Source organism: Coriobacteriia bacterium, assembly GCA_018368455.1.
Lineage (GTDB): Bacteria > Actinomycetota > Coriobacteriia > Coriobacteriales > UMGS124 > JAGZEG01.
Genome location: JAGZEG010000019.1, coordinates 17,704 through 33,600, shown reverse-complemented (window position 1 = coordinate 33,600; position 15,897 = coordinate 17,704). Strand labels below are relative to the sequence as shown.

At 65.7% G+C, this 15,897-nt stretch carries 10 protein-coding genes and 1 tRNA gene; 5 read left to right on the top strand and 6 right to left on the bottom strand.

Features of this window, described 5'->3' with window-relative positions:
- Positions 1–30: 30 nt before the first annotated feature.
- Both KHZ24_10610 and KHZ24_10605 read left to right on the top strand, forming a co-directional pair.
- On the top strand, positions 31–3,192 hold the full coding sequence (locus tag KHZ24_10610; GenBank protein ID MBS5451638.1) for an ABC transporter ATP-binding protein/permease: 3,162 nt from the start codon (positions 31–33) through the stop codon (positions 3,190–3,192).
- Between the two features lie 280 nt (positions 3,193–3,472).
- On the top strand, positions 3,473–4,105 hold the full coding sequence (locus tag KHZ24_10605; protein ID MBS5451637.1) for a class I SAM-dependent methyltransferase: 633 nt from the start codon (positions 3,473–3,475) through the stop codon (positions 4,103–4,105).
- Between the two features lie 212 nt (positions 4,106–4,317).
- On the opposite strand, the gene KHZ24_10600 is transcribed toward KHZ24_10605, so the two are convergent.
- Positions 4,318–6,084 carry an FAD-binding protein gene (locus tag KHZ24_10600; GenBank protein ID MBS5451636.1) on the bottom strand — a complete coding sequence of 589 codons (1,767 nt, stop codon included), beginning with the start codon at positions 6,082–6,084 and terminating at the stop codon, positions 4,318–4,320.
- Between the two features lie 144 nt (positions 6,085–6,228).
- On the opposite strand from KHZ24_10600, the gene KHZ24_10595 reads away from it, so the two are divergent.
- The 3 genes from KHZ24_10595 to KHZ24_10585 all read left to right on the top strand — a co-directional run bounded on the left by KHZ24_10595 (position 6,229) and on the right by KHZ24_10585 (position 10,345).
- A complete protein-coding gene (locus KHZ24_10595) occupies positions 6,229–7,974 on the top strand; it encodes a helix-turn-helix transcriptional regulator (GenBank protein ID MBS5451635.1) in 1,746 nt (581 codons plus the stop codon).
- A gap of 459 nt (positions 7,975–8,433) precedes the next feature.
- A complete protein-coding gene (locus KHZ24_10590; protein MBS5451634.1) occupies positions 8,434–10,215 on the top strand; it encodes a phospho-sugar mutase in 1,782 nt (593 codons plus the stop codon).
- Between the two features lie 54 nt (positions 10,216–10,269).
- Positions 10,270–10,345, top strand: a tRNA-Arg gene (locus KHZ24_10585).
- Positions 10,346–10,430: 85 nt separating this feature from the next.
- Here the strand turns inward: KHZ24_10585 and KHZ24_10580 are convergent.
- From KHZ24_10580 to KHZ24_10560, 5 genes are all read right to left on the bottom strand, one after another.
- Positions 10,431–11,234, bottom strand: coding sequence for an ABC transporter ATP-binding protein (locus KHZ24_10580; protein ID MBS5451633.1), 804 nt, complete (start codon positions 11,232–11,234; stop codon positions 10,431–10,433).
- Complete coding sequence (locus tag KHZ24_10575) at positions 11,235–12,353, bottom strand: iron ABC transporter permease (protein ID MBS5451632.1); 1,119 nt, start codon at positions 12,351–12,353, stop codon at positions 11,235–11,237. It abuts the gene before it with no gap.
- Positions 12,337–13,545: an ABC transporter substrate-binding protein gene (locus tag KHZ24_10570; protein ID MBS5451631.1), complete on the bottom strand. Its 1,209-nt coding sequence runs from the start codon at positions 13,543–13,545 to the stop codon at positions 12,337–12,339. The genes KHZ24_10575 and KHZ24_10570 overlap by 17 nt, the downstream gene beginning before the upstream one ends.
- Positions 13,546–13,773: 228 nt before the next feature.
- Entirely contained in the window at positions 13,774–14,175 is a 402-nt protein-coding gene (locus tag KHZ24_10565) for a hypothetical protein (GenBank protein ID MBS5451630.1), read from the bottom strand.
- A gap of 265 nt (positions 14,176–14,440) precedes the next feature.
- On the bottom strand, positions 14,441–15,706 hold the full coding sequence (locus KHZ24_10560) for a Fic family protein (protein MBS5451629.1): 1,266 nt from the start codon (positions 15,704–15,706) through the stop codon (positions 14,441–14,443).
- Between the last annotated feature and the right edge of the window lie 191 nt (positions 15,707–15,897).

Below are 15,897 nucleotides of genomic sequence, written 5' to 3'. Positions count from 1 at the left end.
CTCTCCCTCGAAAGGAAGTGATCTTCCCAGATGCTCGAGCTCAAGGACATATACAAGGACTACCCGTCCGGCGACGACATCGTGCGCGCGCTCAAGGGTGTCACGATCAAATTCCGCGACTCGGAGTTCGTCTCGATCCTCGGCCAGTCGGGCTGCGGCAAGACGACGATGCTCAACATCATCGGCGGTCTGGACCACTACACGACGGGCGATCTTGTCATCAACGGGCGCTCGACGAAGCGCTACAACGACAAGGACTGGGACACGTATCGCAACCACTCCATCGGCTTCGTGTTCCAGAGCTACAACCTCATCCCGCACCAGAGCGTCCTGCGCAACGTCGAGCTCGCGCTGACGATCTCGGGCGTGGGCCGGCGCGAGCGCACGCGGCGCGCCACGGAGGCGCTCGTGGCCGTGGGCTTGGGCGACCAGCTCCACAAGAAGCCGACGCAGATGTCGGGCGGCCAGATGCAGCGCGTCGCCATCGCCCGCGCCCTCGTCAACAATCCCGACATCATCCTGGCCGATGAGCCCACGGGCGCCCTCGACTCTGAGACGAGCGTCCAGGTCATGGAGATCCTCCGCAAGGTCGCCGAGACGAAGCTCGTCATTATGGTGACGCACAACCCCGAGCTCGCCCAGCGCTACTCGACGCGCATCGTGCGCCTGCTCGACGGCCGCATCACCGAGGACTCCAACCCCTACGTGCTCAACGTCGCCGAGCTGGGTGCCAACCCCCTCCCGCAGACGAAGCGCGAGATCCGCCGCGCCGAGAAGGCCGCGCGCAAGGCCACCGGCAAGGGCAAGAAGCGCATGTCGTTCGTCACGGCGCTCGGCCTGTCTATGCGCAACCTCACGACGAAGAAGGGCCGCACGATCCTCACGGCGTTCGCGGGGTCCATCGGCATCATCGGCATCGCGCTCATCCTGTCGCTGTCGAGCGGCGCGCAGAGCTACATCAACGGCGTCGAGCAGGACACGCTGTCGAGCTACCCCATCCAGCTGCAGAGCGAAAACGTCGACATGAGTGCGCTCATGAGCGCGATGGGTGCCATGACCGGCAGCGATACCGACGGTGACGGCCAGGCCGACGACACGAAGAGCGGCGCGCAGAGCGAGGCGCCCACCGAGCTCACGACGAACAACGTTATGACGAACATCATCCAGAAGCTCGGCACGGGCTCGACGAACAACGACCTGAAGTCGTTCCGCGACTACATCGAGAACGGTGACGGCCACAGGATCTACGACCTGGCCAATGACGTGCGCTACGGCTACGACACGACGCTGTACGTCTACAGCGCCGAGACCGACAACGGCGTGCTGCAGGTGAACCCCTCCACGGTCATGGATGCCATCGGCCTGGGCGGCATGATGGGCACGACCGACCAGACGCAGGACCAGAGCGCCGCCAACAGCATCGTGTCGAGCATGTCGTCCATGAGCCCGATGATGAGCTCCACCGACGTGTGGGACCAGCTCATGAACAACGACGACCTCGTCAAGAGCCAGTACGACGTGCTGGCCGGTCGCATGCCCGAGAAGTACAACGAGGTCGTGCTCATCACGGACAAGCAGGGCCGCATCTCCGACTACCTGCTGTACACGCTGGGCATGAAGGACCAGGACGAGGTCAACCAGATGCTGACCGACGTCGTGAACGGCGAGGAGCTCGAGCCTGCCAAGCAGGAGGAGTACGCGTTCGACGACTTCATCGGCAAGACGTTCAAGCTCGTGCCCGCCTCGGACTTCTACGAGGAGCAGGACGACGGCACGTGGGCTAACATGAAAGACGACGAGGCCTACATGAAGGGCGTCGTCGAGGACGCCGAGGACCTGGAGATCGTGGGCATCATCCGGCCCAACGACAACGCGGCTATCGAGGAGGACCAGGGTGCCATCGGCTACCGTGCCGACCTCACGGAGCACGTGGTCGAGCAGATCGACGACTCGGCCATCGCGCGGGCTCAGAAGGATGACCCCACGGTCGACGTGTTCACGGGGCTGCCGTTCGAGAAGAACGATGACGGCACGCTGACGGAGGCGGGCCAGGCAGCGAAGGACGCGGCCGAGGCTGCGGCAGCGGAGACTACCGATGGCGCCGAAGCCGTCGCCGCGCCGGCCGCTCCCACGATGGCCGACCTGACGACGTACATCGGGCAGCTCCAGGCGAGCAACCCCGACGCGGCGGCGCAGCTCACGCAGGCCGTCGATGGCGTGCGCGCCCAGCTGGGCGAGGGCGCAACCGACGACGCAGTTCTGCAAGCGCTCTACGCGATGAGCCCTGATCTGCAGGCGCAGCTGGCGGCTGTCGCGGGCGCTTCTGCGACGCCCGTCCCGACGATGGACATGTTGAGCGCCTATCTGGCGCAGCTCGCGACGGCGGATCCCGACACGGCAGCTGCCATCCAGGCTCAGGTGGATCAGGCTGTTGCGAACGGCACGCCGGCGGACCAGGTCGCGGCGGGCATGGCGCAGGCTGACGCGGGTTTTGCGGCCTACGTGGCGGCCCAGGCGCCGGCGGATGCAGGCGCACAGGCCGAGCAGCCCGAGCCGACGGTCAGCAGCGCAACGTACGAGGGTAACCTGCGCAAGATTGGCGTGGCTGACGTGGAGTCGCCGAATACCATCGAGATCTACGCCAAGGACTTCGACTCCAAGGAAGAGATTACCGGCATCATCGACGAGTACAACACGCAGGCTCAGGACGACGGCGAGGACGGCAAGGTCATCCAGTACACCGACTACGTTGGCCTGATGATGAGCTCCGTGCGCACCGTCATCGACGCCATCAGCTACATTCTGATTGCGTTCGTGGCCATCTCGCTCGTCGTGAGCTCCATCATGATCGGCATCATCACGTACATCAGCGTACTCGAGCGCACGAAGGAGATCGGCATCCTGCGCGCCATCGGCGCTAGCAAGCGCGACGTGAGCCGCGTGTTCAACGCCGAGACGTTCGTGATCGGCCTCATCTCCGGCCTGCTCGGCATCGGCGTGACGCTGCTGCTGATCATCCCGATCAACATCATCGTCTACCAGGTGGCCGGCGTGGCGAACCTGGCCGGCCTGCCGTGGGTCGCGGCGCTCATCCTCGTCGGCATCAGCGTCGTGCTGACGTTCATCGGCGGTGTCATCCCGGCGCACATGGCCAGCAAGAAGGATCCGGTGCTGGCCCTGCGCACGGAGTAAGGTGTCCGAACTTGCGGGAGCGGGGACCACGGCACCCCATCTGCTGCGTTGCCCGGTGGCTCGCGTATGTTCAATACGCGTCGCCGCCGGGCGCCTTGCATCTGGGGCACCGTGACCCCGCTTAACGAAGCTGGCACGACATGAAGAAGGCCGTCGCCCTCGCCCGCGAGGACGGCGGCCTTCTTGCGTACAGGATTGCACGAGGGCATATGCTTTCCCGGACAGAATGTGCCGGGCTGTAGCGAGGAGGCGTGACGCCGTGCGAGCTGTGAGGGATGACGTGGCAGAGGCCTCCGAGCTGCGGATGGACGCCCTGCTGGGTATTCGCACCACCGGGCGCGACGAGTCGCATGCCGATCAGGACAGCAACCCTTACGAGCCCACGCCCTACGCGGTGCTCGATCGTTTGGCGAACAGCGGCTTGGTAGGCAAGCGTAACGTGCTCGTGGACTACGGCTGCGGCAAAGGGCGCGTGGGTCTTTACCTCGCGTATCAGGCGCGGTGCCGCTCGATCGGTGTGGAGCGCGATCCGCTGCTTCACGAGGCCGCGCTGCGCAATGCGGCGACCGCGCGCTTCTTGCAGGGCCCGTACTCCGCCGGCCGCGTGACGTTCGAGCGGGCCGACGCTGCCCAGTACGTGCCTCCGGCGCAGGCCGATCGCTTCTACTTCTTCAACCCGTTCTCCGCCGTGGTGTTCGAACGCGTCCTCGACCGGATTCGCCGCTCGCTTGATGGCGCCCCGCGCGAAGCCATCGTGCTTCTCTACTATCCCGACGACGAGTACCGCGACGTTTTAGCGCGCACCTCGTGGTTGGAGCCTGCTGGCCAGGTAGACTGCCGCGACCTGTTTTGCGCGGAGACTGGCGCCGGCGGCAGCGACCCTCGCGAGGTGGTGCTTGCGTTTCGCGGCTAGCCGTACCGGCCGCGCGCGCGTCGAATGCGGGCTGACGGCGGTCTCTTCGCGCGCGGGGTCGAGGGTTTGCCAGCAAACCCGCAGGTGGGAGCCTCGGTAAACTTGAAGGTTCCCCGCAAAGACGCCCGAGTCAGCCCGCACTCGACGAAAGAGGGGCCGCCATCCTCGCAGGTGAGGACGGCGGCCCCTTGATACGTGGGGCAGATGGGCCGCTACAGACCCTGGGCCGCGTTCTTGCCGGCGATGTAGCCGTAGAACAGCGCCATCGAGACAGAGAGGCCCTTCAGCGAGATCGGGTACTCCACGGCGAAGCGGTTGCCTTGCATGTTGCCACAGACGTAGAGGCCGGGGATGACGTTGCGATCGGCGTCGAACGTGTGGCAGTTCTCGTCGGACTCGAGACCGCTGTTGCAGACGAGCAGCAGCGCCTGGCCGCACTCGACGGCGTAGTACGGCGGGTTCTGCAGCGCGAACAGGCGCTGGGAGCTCTTGCCGAAGTCGGTGTCCTCACCGGCAGCGCACAGCTCGTTGTAGTGCTCGATCGTCGCTTTAGCCGCCTCGACGTTCATGCCGTCGATCTGGGCGAGCAGCTCGGCGAGCGTGTCTGCCGTCAGGCAGCGGCCGTCATCCAGGGCACTCTGCAGGTCGGCGGGCGTGCGGACATTGATGAGCTGGTTGGAGTTCATCCACTCGGGGTAAGCCTCGTCGCTGTAGATGCAGGCCACGCCGTGAGCCGCCGGGAAGTACTGCAGCTCCTCGGGCCAGGCGGCGTCGAAGATCTGGTAGGCCTTGTGCCCGGGCTGCAGCTCAACCTGGTTCTCGAGCTGCTGGCCGGGCAGGTCTTCGTTCATGAAGCGCTCGCCGTTGAGGTTGATCCACAGCCAACCGTTGTTGCCCATGACGCCGTGGCCGTCGGGGCCAGCGCCGCCGCCCATGTGGTGACCATTGGGGGCATGCCACTGCTGCACCTGCGCGCCGGCCCATACGCCCATCTTGATGCCCGAGCCGTCGTTGGTGGCGTTGCCCTCGCTGTCGTGCCAGATCCACAGCGTCTGGATGTCATTCTCCACGGCGGAGGGCACGAAGTACTTCAGCATGGCTTTGTTGGAAGAGTAGTCGCCGGTGGCCAGAATGACGCCCTTGTTCGCCATGGCCTTGACGTACGCGCCCGTCTCGATATTGCGCACGTAAACGCCCGTGCAGCGGCCGTCCTCCATGATGAGCTTCTCGGCGATGTGGTTGTAGCGGATGGTCAGCTTGTCGCCGGCCTCCTCGACGGCCTTGTCCAGGTTGCCGCCCAGCGCCGCCGTGAGGTTGCTGAAGCCCAGCGACGTCGGGTAGCAGGGCATCTGCTCCTTCGTGTAGTCGTAGGACTCGAGCATCGGGACGAAGTAGGGGTAGAGGTAGTTGTCGCGGTTCTCCTCGGGCACCTCGGAGAACGTCTCCTCGGTGATGTAGGAGCCGGAGGCGTCGACGAACCAATCGAGCATGTCGCCCATCTCGTCAGCCCAGCGCTTGAAGATGGGGAGCTTCGTGTGGTAGCTGCACTCCTTCTGGTGCTCGGCAGCGATCTCGCGCTTGTCGAGGAAGCCCTCGCCACGGCCGTAGCGCTCCTGGATGGAGCCGCCCAGAACGGCGACGTCGCCGCCGGTGGCCGTGTAGTTCTCGCAGCGCTCGAACGCCAGGACGGTTGCCCCTTCTTCGACGGCGGCGCGTACGGCCGGGATGCCCGAGTCGGCCAGGCCGATGACGATAACGTCGGCGCTGAGCTCCTCGCTCACGTCGGCGTCGGAGATCTTGGGCTCCTCGCCGAGCCAGGACGAGTAGTCGGGGGCGGAACTGACCTCGGTGGCGGCCGTGCTTGTCTCGTCGGCCAGGGCGGAGCCGGCGGCGACGGTGGCGCCGGCGACAAGGGCACCGGCAACGCCGGCGGACTTCACAAAGCTGCGACGAGTGAGCTGAGGCGTGCTCGTGGACATACGTAACTTCCTTTCGATACGGGGAGAGGGACAAGCGGTGACGTGCCCCTCGCTATGCCTCCCGTATACTAGGAACCGGTGGGAAACTTGCCTATCGTCTGTGATGGTCGATGGGTTGAGCTGGTATTTTGCCGAAGCTCACGCATGAGGGTCGATGGGGTCGAGAGGGGTCTGATGGGCGGTTTGCTGCGCGACGGCGTTGGATCGGCGCGAGTGCCGGGCGTGTGGCGGGCGCTTGCGTTGGCTGCATGCAACCTCTGGAGCAACATGCTGTTCTTTGCGACGCCCCTGCTTGCCTCTCCCGAGGTCGCGATCTCCGTACGCGCGGTGTCAGTGCTGACAAGCATCGCAGGTTTCGCGGCGGCGTTTGTGATTGCGCGCCGTGTGCACTCGAGGCGTACCTGCGAGTTGGCGATTTCTCGCGTCGGCCGGCAAAGCGCGGGTTGCGAAGGCCGTGCCGCTTCTTCCGGGCCGAGAGGGGTTTGGGCTGGCGCGCTTCTTGGCGAGCAGCGCGCGCTCATGTGCGTGGCGGCCGTGGTGGCGGCACTCGCGACAGGCGTGCACGTGCTCGGGGCGCCGGCAATTCCGATGGCAGTCGACATCGTGGCCATCTCCCTCTACTCGGTGTTCTTCGCGTTTCTTCTTGTGGGCGCTGGCGAGGTGTATGCGCACATGAAGCCGTTCCAGGCGCTGGCGCTCGCGAGCGTATCGTTTTTCATCGGCTGGGTTGGTGGGTCAGCTGCGGCGCTCTTGCCGCGCGTGCCCTCGGCCATTGTTGCCTGCTCCATGCCACTTGTCGCTCTGGCTCTCATGCCGTGTTGGGATCGAGGTCGTGCGGGTGCCGTTGCCGGGCATGCGTGTGCGACGCGATCTGCCGTTTGGGACGCGGGGAGCGAGGCGCTCGGAGGCGCTCGCGATATGTTCTGTGCCGAGGGCCATCTTGCTGGAGGAGAAGCCGGCATGGACGCCAGCCGGGCCGTGGCGCCTGATGTGGCGTGCCGCCGCCCTGCTCCCTCGCTGCTCGATGATCTGCGCCGCACGCTTACTGCCATCCCGGCGCGCATTCTTGCCGGGCTTGCGGTCACCCACCTGGCTCTGGGTGTCGTGCTTGCCGCCACGGGCGAGGCCGCGACCGTGACGAGCTACTTCGCGCCGTCGTCCATAGCTATGGCGGCTGCAACGTGTCTCGTCTGCTTGGGGGTGGCCCTGCTGCTCAAGGGACGCGTGCCGCTTCTGACGTTCTACAAGGCCGCTCTGATCGTGCTCGTGCTCGGCGTGTTCCTGCTGGGTGAGGCGGGCATTGCCCAGCTCATGGGCGTCGTGTCGTTTGTGGGCGTCTACATCGTGTCGTGGGCGCTTGTGGCCCAGTGCGCCCATGCCGGGCTGATGCTCGGCGTGCTTCCGACGTTTGTCATCGTCGCGGGGCGCCTCGTTGAGCAGGCGGGAGAGGGCGTCGGACTTGCTTTGGTGGCGTCGGGAGCACTCTCTGGTGTGGCGTTGATGGCCGTGGTCGCTGTGCTGCTTCTCGTGGCGTCGGCGTTTCTGTTCACGGGGTCGCTGGAAGGGGACGCGACCTCCGCCCTGTCGGACGGGGCCACTCATGCAGGTACGCCGACTGCTGCGGAGGAAGCCTTGGGCATGGCGGCGGCCCCCTCTACGGAGGAGCGCCTCGCTCGAATTGCCCAGGCGTACCGGCTTTCGGCGCGCGAGACGGACGTATTCGAGCTGTGGGCCACGGGCCACGACCTCAAGTACGTGCAGGAAAAGCTCGGGCTCTCCCTCTCGACGGTTAAGACGCACGTGCGCCATATCTATGCCAAGACCGGCACGCACTCGCGCGCTGAGGTCGTCATCCTGCTCGATGAGGCCCAGCCGGACCCAGAGAAGTAGGAGCGAGTGCCTTTCTGGCCAGAAGTGCCCCGCTTTGCGAGTCACAGGTGGGCCCGCCGCCCTCTGGCTGGGGGTTACGCGAATGCCGACCTGCGGTTTTGCCTTCGCCTCGATGCTTCCATGCCTCCACGGGGCACCCTGCCCGCCGGGGACACTCGCAAAGCTCCGCCTTTTTGGCCACCGCACGGCTGTTTGAGACTGCTCTGGCCTTGCATGCCCCTCGTGACGGCCTCCCCCCGCCCGATCGGCGCGCACGCCGCCCTGTTTCATGTGGGTACCTGGGGGCTTGCGCTTGCCGGGGGCACTGCGAGGGCACCGCATGGCGGTTCTCGCTAGAATTGCGCCACAGGAACACGGGCGCCGAGGGGACGCTTGCAACATGGTCGAGCCTGGTTTTTCCGGCTGGGTGGCGACCCGTCCCCTTCTTCGCGCATCTTCGACCAGAAAGGGTTTCCGCCCATGGATCAGACCATCGCGCAGCGCGTCGAGCAGTGGCGCGCCGGCTGCACCGACCCGGAGCTTGCTGCCGAGCTCGCCGAGCTCGAGAAGCTTGCGGGCACCGAGGCTGAGCCCAAGCTCATCGACGCTTTCTATCAGGATCTCGCGTTTGGCACGGCCGGCCTGCGCGGTGTCATCGGCGTCGGTTCCAACCGCATGAACATCTACACGGTCGCGCAGGCGACGCAAGGTCTCGCCAACTACCTCAACGCGCACTTCGAGCACCCCACCGTCGCCATCGCGCGAGACAGCCGCAACAAGGGCGAGCTGTTCGTGCAGGTGGCGGCCGGCGTTCTGGCGGCCAACGGCATCGCCTCGCTCGTGTACCCGCGCATCGAGCCCGTTCCCGCGCTGAGCTTCGCGACGCGCCACCTGGGCTGCTCGGCTGGTATCTGCATGACGGCCAGCCACAACCCCGCTGCGTACAACGGCTATAAGGTGTACGGCGCCGACGGCTGCCAGATCACCTCTCAGGCTGCGGCGGACATCCAGGCGTCCATCAACGAGACGCCCGTCTTCGGGGGCGCCAAGCACATGGACTTCGCCGAGGCGCAGTCCGCGGGGCTCGTGCGCTGGATCGGGGACGAGACGCTCGACGCCTTCGTCGACGCTGTGCTCACGCAGTCGCAGCCCCAGGCCATCGCGGCCGCCAACGGCTTCGCGGACTTCAAGGTCGTCTATACGCCGCTTAACGGCACGGGCATCGAGCTCATGCGCCGTGTGCTTGACCGCATTGGCGTGCGCAATATGGTCGTCGTGCCGGAGCAGGAGTACCCGGACGGCAACTTCCCGACGTGCACGTATCCCAACCCGGAGAACCGCGCCGCCCTGGTCAAGGCACTCGAGCTGTGCGAGGTGGAGCACCCCGACCTGCTGCTCGCGACGGATCCCGACGCCGACCGCGTGGGCATCGCCGTGCCCCACAACGGCGCCTACGAGCTGCTGACGGGCAACGAGGTCGGCACGCTGCTGCTCGACTGGCTGTGCCGCACGAAGGCCGAGGCCGGCGAGGACCTCATGAGCAAGGTCGCCGTGAGCACGATCGTTTCGACGTCCATGCCTGATGCGCTTGCCCGCCACTACGGCTTCGAGATGCGCCGCGTGCTCACGGGCTTCAAGTACATCGGCGATCAGATCGACCGCCTGGAGCAGGAGAAGCGCGGTGGGGACTTCCTGTTCGGCTTCGAGGAGAGCTACGGCTACCTGGCTGGCACGCACGTGCGCGACAAGGACGGCATCGTGGCCGGTATGCTCATCTGTGAGATGGCGGCGTGGTACGCGGCCCGCGGCAAGGACCTCTACCAGGCCATGGACGATCTGTATGCCGAGCACGGCTACTACCTCAACGGCGTCGTCAACGTGGAGTTCCCCGGCGCCGAAGGGTCGACGCGCATGAAGGAGATCATGGCGGGGCTGCGCGGCGATCAGGCGCCGACCGAGGTCGCAGGGCTGGCTGTCGAAGGCGTGACTGACTATGCGACCGGCGTGGAGATGCCTGTCGTGCATGGTGCGTGCGCCGTGTGCGGCAACTGCGACGGGGGCAACAATGGGGCCGAGTCGCAGGTGCTGCCGAGCGCCAACGTCGTCGAGTTCCGTCTGGCGGGCGGCAGCAAGCTCATCGTGCGCCCGAGCGGCACCGAGCCCAAGATCAAGGCGTACCTCTTCGCGAATGCCACCACTCGTGAGGCAGCGGAGAAGCTGCGCGATGATCTCGGCGCAGCGGCGCGCGTCCTGCTACAATAGGCGAGTTCTCTCAACGGGATGGCTGCCGAATCCTCGACGGCTGCCGCGAGAATTGCCTCTTTAGCTCAGGGGATAGAGCACAGGTTTCCTAAACCTGGTGTCGTAGGTTCGAATCCTACAAGGGGCACCATCAAAACCGCAGGCCAGGGGGCGTGAGGCTCCCTGGCCTTTTTATTTAGGTGGCCTGCTACGGCTGCCGAGGCCCCTGGGGCCCGCTACTCGCGCCCGAACGGGTCGATGCGGCCGCGGGCATCCGTTGTGACGGGCGTGCCGTAGACGCGCTCTATGGTCGCGGGCGACAGCACGTCACGCGGATCACCTGCGCAGACGACGGCGCCCCCATCGAGCAGGACGACCTGGTCGGCGTAGGCGAGCGCCGCGTTGAGGTCGTGCAGCACGACGGCGACGATCTTCCCCTCCGCATGGGCGAGCTCTGCAGCCAGGTCCATGATCTCGCGCTGGTTCTTGATGTCGAGGCTGCTCGTAGGCTCATCGAACAGCAGGACGCGCGGCTCCTGGAGCAGGGCGCGCGCAACGACGATCTTCTGGCGCTGTCCTCCCGAAAGCTCGGCGAGCGCTTCGTTGGCAAGGCCGGCGATGCCCAGGCGCTCCATGACGGCGTCCACCGCTCGCAGGTCGTCGGCGCTGAGCTGCCACGAGAGAAACGGCCGCCGTCCGAGCAGCAGGTAGTCCACGACGCTGCCCGCCAGCTCTGTGCTTGCGCGCTGCGGCACGTAGCCCACAAGCCGCGCAAGTCGCTCCAGGGGGCAGGCGAGCAGATCCTCCGCGTCGTCGCCCTGCAGTTCGATGGAGCCGTCCCATGGCCGGTTGATGCGGTCGATGCACTTTACGAGCGTCGTCTTGCCGCACCCGTTCGGGCCCACGATGGCCGTGAGTTCCCCGGCGTGCATCGTCGCCGATATGCCGTGCAGCACCTCCCGCCGCCGCGCGTACCCGAAGCGCACATCGCGCAGGCTGAGGGCACTGGCTTCTTGGGGGCTCGCGCTCGTCGGGGCCATCTACACGCGCCTCCTGCGCACGATGAGGTAGAGGAAGAACGGCACGCCCACAAACGACGTCACGATGCCCACGGGCAGCTCTGTCGGCGCGAACAGCGTGCGGGCGAGGGTGTCGGCGGCCAGCATGAGCACGGCGCCGAACAGTGTGGCGGCCGGAATCGAGAACCGGTGGTCCGTCCCCACGAGCATGCGCGCGACGTGCGGCGCCACGAGCCCCACGAAGCCGATGATGCCGGTGAAGGAGACGGCCGTCGCAGTCAGCACCGTCGCGAGCGCGAACGTCAGCGTCTGCGTGCGTCGGTAGTCGACGCCGAGCGCTGTCGCCTCCTCGCGGCCCAGAACGAGCGCGTTGAGGTCCCACGCCCGCCGCATGGCGAGCACGAGGCTGACGCCGAGCACGACGGCGAGGATGGCGGCGACGTCCCAGCGCAGGCCCATCAGGTTGCCCATGCGCCAAAAGACAAGCTCAGGCAGGTTGGCGTCATCGGCGAGGTACTTGATCGTCGAGACGCCGGCCGAAAACAGGTATCCCACGGCGACGCCCGAGAGCACGAGCACGGCCGTTGAGCCGCGCACGACGCGCGAGATGGCGTAGACGAGCCCCATCGCGACGAGCGCCATGGCGAAGGCGAAGAGCGGCGTGAGCCATCGTCCCAGGTCAAGGCCGCGGGCGGCCAGCTGGCTTGCGCAGACGATCGCGATGCTCGCGCCGAACGACGCTCCATCGGAGACGCCGAGCGTGTAGGGGCTGACGAGCGGGTTGCGGAAGATGCCCTGCATGAGCAGGCCGGCGAGTGCCAGAGCTGCCCCGGCGAGCGCGGCGACGACGACGCGGGGAAGGCGGACGTCGAACACGATGCTCAGCAGCCCCTGGAGGTCGATGCCGCCTGCGGCTGTGCTGCCGGAAAAGCCCAGGGCGTGCACGATGGCCTGGCCGACCTGCGCCGGCCCCACCGATGACGCGCCGACGCATGACGCGGTCACGATGAGCACGAACAACAGCGCCGCCAGTATGCCGATGACGAGCAGCCTTCTCCGCGTTACCCGCTGAAACGTCGCGAGTGCGGGCGCCGGGCTGTCGGGAGCTCCGGGGACCTCGCCCCTACCGCGTATACGCATAGATTCCCGCGCGGCTCTCTCCGGGCCAGTACGTGTCGAACACCTCGGCAAGCAGGGCGTCGGGGTCGACGTCCGAGAAGCGCTCGGGGTATGCCTCGCGCGCGATGTAGAGAGGCGCGAGCATGAAGCCGAGGGGGTTGGTGGTGATGGCCGTGTCCAGGATGATGATGCGCCCGTCGCGCACGGCGTCGATGCTGCCCCAGCCAGGCCGGCTTGCTAGGCTGTCGTACAGCGCCTCGACGTTGGCGGCGTCGGAGACGCCCGGTCCCGTCGCGCCTTTGAGCGCCGAGCTCTCGCGGACGATGAGCTGCGGGTTTGCCGCGATGACCCACTCGTCGCTCACCTTGGGGTGGCCGGCCTTCTCGCTGCCGGCGAGGTTCGCGACGCCGGCCATCGCCATGATCTGGTCGCCGCCGGAGCCTGCACCGACTGACTTGTAGTCTGCGTAGATCTCCCAGTAGGTACGCAGCGGCTCGAGCCCCTGCGTTCGGCGCGCTACGTAGTTCTGGACGGCCTCCATCTGCGCGATGAACGCCCCGGCAAACTCCTGCGTCTGGAGCACGTTGCCGAGGAACTCGAGCTCGGCGCGGCAAGTGTCCGGCTTGTAGAGGTCGAGGCGCGCGATGGGAATGCCGGCGCCCTCGATCTGGCTGGCGATGCCCTCGTCCAGGCGCTTTGAGTAGGCGATGACGAGGTCGGGGCGCTCCTCGATGATGGCCTCGACGTTGGGCTTCGAGAGGTCGCCGAAGCTGGGGACGTCAGGCGTCGACGGGTCAAGCGTCGTGGTGTCGTTGACGCCGACGACGCTGGAGGCCTTGCCGAACGCGCAGATCATGTCGTAGACGTTGTTGTTGAGGCAGATGATGCGCTCTGCCGCGACGGGCATGGTAAAGGCGGTGCCGGCGGCGTCGAGGATGGTGTCGCCGGGGACCGCGATGACGGGCGTGCTTGAGGCGGCAGCCTGCGCGAGGTCGAGCGGAGCGTCGGTGCTTGCAAGGCTGTCCGCCTGCGAAGAAGAGGCCGCCGACGCCGCAAATGCGGGAAGGGCTGTCCCGGCCATGAGGGCGCCCGCTGCCGTGAGCATCGCTCCCGCAAACGAGCGCCGCGAGCAGGAGGGTGCCGGCTCTGAGATGCATGTACGCCCTGGGATGCAGCCCGAAGCTGAGGTGTCGATGCGATCGGGTGTAGGCATGGGGCCTCCCTGGGTGATGGCGCGCAAGCGCTGCTGGGTGGCCCGCTGCAGGGCCAAAGCTCCCCCATCATACCCCGATGGCCCTGCGCCTATGGGTGGCTCCCGAATGCGTGCGGCGAGCCACCATGCAATGAACGGGGCAGACGGGCGCGGGTTGCCGAGAGGGCGAGGAGATCTGCAAGCTTCCCCGCCCATCTCGCGTAAGCCCCGGCGCTGCCGCAACCCAGGCTACCGCAGGCGGCGCCCCTTGGAAAAGGCGGCGTCTCCCACGATGTAGTCGCCGGTGATGGCGGGCGCGGGAAGCTCGCTGAGGCTGACGCCCTGGCGGGTGACGCGCGCGAGTGCCATACCGCCGTTCTGCTCGACGAGGTAGGGAACGCCGTTGCGGCGCAGCTCCTTGGACTCGCGCAGGCTTTCAGCGATGGCGGCCGGGACAAGGGGCAGGTTGGTGGTCACGAACAGCAAGAAGTCGATCCACCATCCGCCGCGGTCGTGGGCAACGGCCTCGTCGGTGTAGGCCTCGTGGGCGCGCCAGATGGCGGTCGCCTCGGGAACAGCGCGCAACACGGCCTCGTCGGCTTTCGAAGGACGGCCACCATCCGCAGTGCGGGAATCTGGGTTGTCTGCCATGAACTCGTCACGCCCCTTTTGAACGAACCCGTTGCTGGGGTTGCGCGCTGCCTGCGTTGAAAGGGGCGCTGCCGCGCGCTCCCAGCCAGAAACGGCGAATATTCTAGCATGTCACCATGCAACAGGCAGGTGCTGCCCCAGCCCATCCCCGGCCGCCCATTACCAATAAGCAAGCATATCGGACGCTCTTACTTATACAAATCGCCCAATCGTATAAATAAGGAAGCCACCTAAGCGTCTCTATTGATACTTTCGGCCCTCGGTCCTACTCGCTTCCTATGCCCAACATGCTGCAAGCACGTTCTGTCAGCGCGAACCTGAGAGGCCTCTCGCTCGTTACCGCGATGAGCCCTCGTGCCTCCAGTTCGCGCGTGTACTTGCGCGTCATCTGGGTTCCCCTTCCGATGTAGGTTGCAATCTCTGCGAGCGCCACATCAGGGAACGCCCCAAACAGGTGATATTGCGCCAGCTGGTACAGCATCTCAAGTTCTTGCCGGTGTGCTCGGCCCTGGCCTGCCAACCCGTCAAGGTGTTTTGCAACGGTGTTGATTTGGGCGAGCTTGAGCCCGAGGTCGTCAATGATGCTCTCTTGGGCGGCCTGGACGTACTCGAGCATGTCGATGACAAACATGGTGAGCTCGCCGTGGTTGAGTTTTGCTTCTGCCTCGCGAAACGACCGGTAGTACCGGCTTCGATTCTCGGCGATAGTACGGGAGAGCGACAGCGTTGTCAGGAGCGAGAGCGACCTGCTGAGGTAGAGCGCAAGCAAATAGCGCCCCGTGCGCCCATTGCCATCGTAAAACGGGTGAATGCACTCGAATATGAAGTGCGAGAGTATGGCGCTGTACGTTTTGGGAATGTCGTCGGAATTTGCCAAGCCTATCATGCGCTGGATCCCGTCGATGATTTTGCTCTCCGGGCTGAAGCCCGTGTGGATGACGCGAGAGCCGGCCCCTATGACGTCGACGCCTCCCGCTCTGAACAGAATCCCGTCTGGTTCGTTGCCGCGCAGGTCTTCGCCGAGCATGATGCGGTCATAGATTGTCCTGATGTCTTTAGGACTGGCGGGAACAACGTGGCTTTGATCGCTGAGCTCGAGGTAGAGCCGGGCAAGCTCGCGGAATCGCTTGGTTTTGAGGGCTTCTTTGGGGCCTGAGGACTTGGCGGGGCTGGATGTGGGGGTTACCTCTTCGAGCAGGTCGCTGATCTGCCTCCGCGTGCTGTGAATTCCCTCGAGCTCGTTGGTACAGACGACTTCGTCGATGACGAGGCTGCGGATGAGCGCCCCTTGCGCGATGTGGGGCAAGGCGTTGAGGGCCTGCGAGACGCGCCGCTCGAGCTGAAGGACATGCTCGTTGAGAACGGAGAGCTCGCGTGGGGTGGCGAGGAAGAGCTCTCCCTGGGGAAGTACGATCCCCGTGCGAAACGTGGACTCTGCAGCGAGCCGCAGCTGGGCCATCTGGGTATTCTGCGTGAAGCGGTCGGGGGACGCGTCCTTGTGGAAGAGCTTTTCAAGGGATGCGTAGGGCATGGGAACCTCCGCAGGTGACTCGGGGGCATTACCAGTAGCTCGATAGTACCAATTATCGCCTCGATCTGACCTCTCTATTTATATAAATCGGCCAATCATATAAATAAGAGAGACAAAGACTCTGGCCTATTGCCAATGTGGACAGAACCGTACCGAGTGCCTGCCATGCGTGTGCTCAGGCCTCCCCGTTG

Excerpts from the sequence above, each read along its gene's own strand:
- KHZ24_10610 (MBS5451638.1), top strand. The coding sequence starts at position 31 with ATGCTCGAGCTCAAGGACATATACAAGGACTACCCGTCCGGCGACGAC.
- KHZ24_10560 (MBS5451629.1), bottom strand. The coding sequence starts at position 15,706 with ATGCCCTACGCATCCCTTGAAAAGCTCTTCCACAAGGACGCGTCCCCC.
- KHZ24_10580 (MBS5451633.1), bottom strand. The coding sequence starts at position 11,234 with ATGGCCCCGACGAGCGCGAGCCCCCAAGAAGCCAGTGCCCTCAGCCTG.
- KHZ24_10575 (MBS5451632.1), bottom strand. The coding sequence starts at position 12,353 with ATGCGTATACGCGGTAGGGGCGAGGTCCCCGGAGCTCCCGACAGCCCG.
- KHZ24_10590 (MBS5451634.1), top strand. The coding sequence starts at position 8,434 with ATGGATCAGACCATCGCGCAGCGCGTCGAGCAGTGGCGCGCCGGCTGC.
- KHZ24_10600 (MBS5451636.1), bottom strand. The coding sequence starts at position 6,084 with ATGTCCACGAGCACGCCTCAGCTCACTCGTCGCAGCTTTGTGAAGTCC.
- KHZ24_10565 (MBS5451630.1), bottom strand. The coding sequence starts at position 14,175 with ATGGCAGACAACCCAGATTCCCGCACTGCGGATGGTGGCCGTCCTTCG.
- KHZ24_10595 (MBS5451635.1), top strand. The coding sequence starts at position 6,229 with ATGAGGGTCGATGGGGTCGAGAGGGGTCTGATGGGCGGTTTGCTGCGC.
- KHZ24_10570 (MBS5451631.1), bottom strand. The coding sequence starts at position 13,545 with ATGCCTACACCCGATCGCATCGACACCTCAGCTTCGGGCTGCATCCCA.